At 55.4% G+C, this 3,731-nt stretch carries 5 protein-coding genes; all 5 read right to left on the reverse strand.

Annotation, left to right across the window (positions count from 1 at the left end):
- Positions 1-26 precede the first annotated feature (26 nt).
- Positions 27-383 carry a recombinase family protein gene (locus I2C21_RS17270; protein ID WP_195279879.1) on the reverse strand — a complete coding sequence of 119 codons (357 nt, stop codon included), beginning with the start codon at positions 381-383 and terminating at the stop codon, positions 27-29.
- 70 nt (positions 384-453) lie between these two features.
- Positions 454-732 (reverse strand): hypothetical protein, encoded by a 279-nt coding sequence (locus I2C21_RS17275; protein WP_195279880.1) that lies wholly within the window; start codon positions 730-732, stop codon positions 454-456.
- 48 nt (positions 733-780) lie between these two features.
- Positions 781-2,145: a relaxase/mobilization nuclease domain-containing protein gene (locus tag I2C21_RS17280; protein ID WP_195279881.1), complete on the reverse strand. Its 1,365-nt coding sequence runs from the start codon at positions 2,143-2,145 to the stop codon at positions 781-783.
- Positions 2,146-2,148: 3 nt separating this feature from the next.
- Positions 2,149-2,460, reverse strand: coding sequence for a plasmid mobilization protein (locus I2C21_RS17285; RefSeq protein WP_195279882.1), 312 nt, complete (start codon positions 2,458-2,460; stop codon positions 2,149-2,151).
- A gap of 311 nt (positions 2,461-2,771) precedes the next feature.
- The coding region (locus I2C21_RS17290) for an AAA family ATPase (protein ID WP_195279883.1) at positions 2,772-3,731 on the reverse strand (960 nt) is incomplete at its 5' end.

The raw sequence follows: 3,731 nt of genomic DNA on the forward strand, positions 1-3,731 counted from the left end.
GCCTGATATTCAGCCTTTATTTGTTGTCAGCAGCCCGTTTCACGGTCTGCCTTTTGTGTCCTTGTCCATAATGTTTCCGTGTACTGACCTACCTGAAGGTACTCACGGCCCAGTCGGGACATGTCCTTGACGATCAGTGTTTCCACCTGACCGTTTTCCATCAGCTCCATGACCTGCTGCCAGCCAGGGCGGTTGAAGTTCGTTCCAGAGTAACCGTCGTCATACAGGAAGAGGGTGTTGGTGAATCCTTTCTCGGCTGCATACTTCTCCAGCAGAAGTTTTTGATTCTGAATACTGTTCGAGTCATCCGTCTTATTTGTTTTCTGCGTATCCTCTTGACTCAGTCGGCCATAGAGGACGGTATATTTTTCGTTGCTTGCCATTGCTACTCCTTTCCGGGCAAGCCGATACGGTAACAACAAACATACCGTATCTCCTGCCCAATGTCTATCCTCAAAGCGAACCTTTTTCTAAATCACTGTCGATGATTTGCAGCATCTGCTCCGTAGGCGTTTTTGCTTCCTCTGCGGTAGAGAAGATGGAACGGACGAAGAATGTTCGTCCGCCCACGATCATCTCCCGGCGAAGTTCCATACCATGTTCTGTTTCGTGATAAGATGTATCCCGGTAGATTGGTGTGATCATGTTTTCGTTCCGGAGACCAATTGCTCGCTCCGGAATATAACCACCCAGAATACCTGTCTCCATATACACTTCGAATTCACTTTTCATAGCGTTCCTTTCTCCCAAAACCAATTCGGGCAACAAAAAAGCAGACCGTCACATGGTCTGCTGCCAAGTCTGTTCTTCTTCGTGATCGTCCTCCTTGTGACCGAGGGCGATTTTCTTTTGTCGTTCTTTCCGGAGGGCCTTGCTGTCTGCGTGGTAGTGCGTGGTGGCATCCTTCACGGGAGCAGGCCCCTGGCCGCGCTCCAAAGCGTGTCCAAGCTGGACCACACCACCCACAGCACCAGCCCAGTCAGCGCCAGGGCCGCCAGTCCCAACAGCAGACTGGTCCATGGAATGTCCGGCAGACTCAGTCTGGGCAGCCTGATACTGGGCAGAGAAAAACGCTTCTCGTTCCGCTTCCCAGCCTGTTCGCTCATCTGCTCCAGATGCTTCACCGCTTTCAGCAGTTCGTCCATCTGCGTCCGGTTCGGGAGCTGCACAAGCAGTTCGTTGACCTTCTTCAGATAGCCGGTCTGTCTCTCGGTGTGGTACCCCAGTGTACAGAGGTCGCTCAGCAGATCCTCCCACTCCGCTTTCGTGGGATGCACTTCGGGAGGCGGTGTCGGCTCCTGCGCCGAAGGCTGCGGCGTGGTCTGTACCATCTGCGCAGGTCGATTCTTTTCCAACAGCTCGTCCATGGATAATTTCTGCTCTGATCCTGAATTCATATTCCATCTTCTCCTTCAGATATTTGCCCCCGAACAGCAGGCGGTCACGGCACTGCCAGCCGCTGGGTGTGGTGTAGGTGATGTTCCGCCGGGAGGTTTCCCAGCAGACCTTGCAGCCCTCGCTCTCCATCAGTGCAATGAACTCCTCACGGTTAGAGGCGTGGCGCATACAGTCGTTGATGATATTCATGAGCTGCAGTTTTTTGCTCTGGCCACGGACGGCGGTGTGATACTCACCGATGGACATGGTCTTGGTTTTCTCTTTTCTGTCCGCGGGCCGGAACACAGAAAGAGAAAATTCCATACAGACCTGATCGTTGCGCTGCCGCAGTTCCTGGAGCTGCTCCTTTGCGATGTGCAGTTTCTTTCCAGTATCGAAGTTGACGGAGTTGATGAGAAAGTGGGAATGAATGTGTTCCCGGTCTGTGTGGGTGCAGACCAGAACTTCATAGCCCTCATAGTACTCAGCCAGCTTCAATGCCGCTGCATGGGCGGTGACAGGGTCGACCACTTCGCCTTTGGGGAAGCTCTGCACCATGTGGTAGAACAGCACGCCGTCGGTTTTGTGATGCAGACGCTTGGTGGTCATGAAGTCTGCGTAGACAGATTCCGGCTGGCAGTTGATGCCTGTGACCAACCGCTGCCCATCGAACTCAGTTTTCTTGTTCTGCATGGTGTACCGCATCACGGCCCCCATGCATCCGGTGGTCTGACCTCGCTTGTAATTGGTGAAGCTGATGATCGCCATTCCTCACCACCGCTTTCGTTCCAGGATCAACCGGACAGCAGCGCAGAGTTCAGAGAACGCCTGGCGCACACCGTCCAGATTGATCACCGTGACGCGTCCCATGTGCGCCAGAGTGACAAGCTGATTCAGGTTTCTGCCAATGGACTTCAGTTCCGTGAGCACTTCTTTCAGTCCGTCAACGACCACCACCTGCTTTCCCAAACAGCAGGCCGTCACATAATCGCTCATGGACATCCCGGAGCGTTTCGCCAATTCCTTGATGGCCTCCCGGTCTGCGGACGCCATCCGGGTGCTGAATTTGATGTCTTTTTTCATGTCGTTTCCTCCAGTCTTTCGTAAAAATGGGGTGTGGGGCAGCGCCCCGCAAACAAGCGGAAGGCGGGCGGCGGCTTTGCCGACGACCAGACAAACGCGATGCTGGCCCTCGTCGGAAGCGACTGCGCATCAGTCGCTTCCGACCGAGGTCAAAAGCTCCCTCGCTCCGTGCTTCCTCCTCTCCCCAGAGAAACCGCTTCGCTGGGTTTCTCCGGGGGCCCCTTTTGAGGTGATTCTCCCGCGCCGAACACCCGCATTCCTCCTTCGGCCACAAGCGGCCCAACACGGCGTTTCTTTTGCCTTGCGGGAGTTTACTCGCCGCACCTGGAAACCGCCCGCAAATCGCCGCACAGCGCCCCGACAGGGTCGATAGGGACGATTTCTCCGGCACCCTCCAAATCGGCACTATCGGCACGGTGTAGCTCAATCACTCGTTTTCCGTTGCTGCGGCGCACCATTGCCTGAATTCCGTTTTTTCTTAGGGCCTCAACGCTTTGCAGGATCAGCCTTGAAATCTTTTTAGGCGTTACCCCTTCAGACTTATCAGGGTCGATCTTTTCGGAGAGTTCCGTAGGAGTGCCGATAAATATTGTTCTGGTGCTCATAAATGCAGAGAGGAGAACGACGATCCGATCCTCACGCAGCACGGGTTCTGCTCTGCTGTCCGAAACCAACTCCCACACATTTTCACAGCCGCGTTCCAACTCCAGCTCCCGGTATTCAATGTCCCGGCCCACGCAGGTCAGTCTGGCTCTGCCGCTGCCCCGCTTTTCTTCTACCAGGGTGAAGCTGGAATCCACCGCGCCGCTGATGGCGGTGGTGCCGGAGATCCGGTGGAACACATCCTCTGCCTTTTCTTTCCGCAGATGGTGGATGAGCAGGATGGCGATGCCGTGCTTGTCCGCCAGCCGCTTGAGCACAGACAGGTCCCGGTAGTCATTGGCGTAGGTGGCGTCGTGGATCGGACGAACCATCTGCAGGGTGTCGATGATGATCAGCACGGTATCGGGGTGGGCGGCGAGAAATGTTTCCACCTGTTCCTCCAACCCTTGGCCGATGAGAGCACACTCGGTGCAGAAGTGGACGCTGTCCGGTGCGTCCTCTGTGATCTCAAAGAGCCGGTTCTGGATGCGGAGGACGGAATCTTCCAGACAGAGATAGAGTGTGGTGCCCTGCCTGGTGGTCATGTTCCACACCGGTTCTCCCTTGGCAACTGTCACCGCCAGCCATAGAGCAAGCCAGGACTTGCCCACCTTTGGTGAGCCAGCCAG

The organism is Clostridium sp. J1101437_171009_A5 (assembly GCF_015547905.1).
Classification (GTDB): Bacteria; Bacillota; Clostridia; order Oscillospirales; family Oscillospiraceae; genus Pseudoflavonifractor_A; species Pseudoflavonifractor_A gallinarum.

Excerpts from the sequence above, each read along its gene's own strand:
- I2C21_RS17285 (WP_195279882.1), bottom strand. The coding sequence starts at position 2,460 with ATGAAAAAAGACATCAAATTCAGCACCCGGATGGCGTCCGCAGACCGG.
- I2C21_RS17275 (WP_195279880.1), bottom strand. The coding sequence starts at position 732 with ATGAAAAGTGAATTCGAAGTGTATATGGAGACAGGTATTCTGGGTGGT.
- I2C21_RS17280 (WP_195279881.1), bottom strand. The coding sequence starts at position 2,145 with ATGGCGATCATCAGCTTCACCAATTACAAGCGAGGTCAGACCACCGGA.
- I2C21_RS17270 (WP_195279879.1), bottom strand. The coding sequence starts at position 383 with ATGGCAAGCAACGAAAAATATACCGTCCTCTATGGCCGACTGAGTCAA.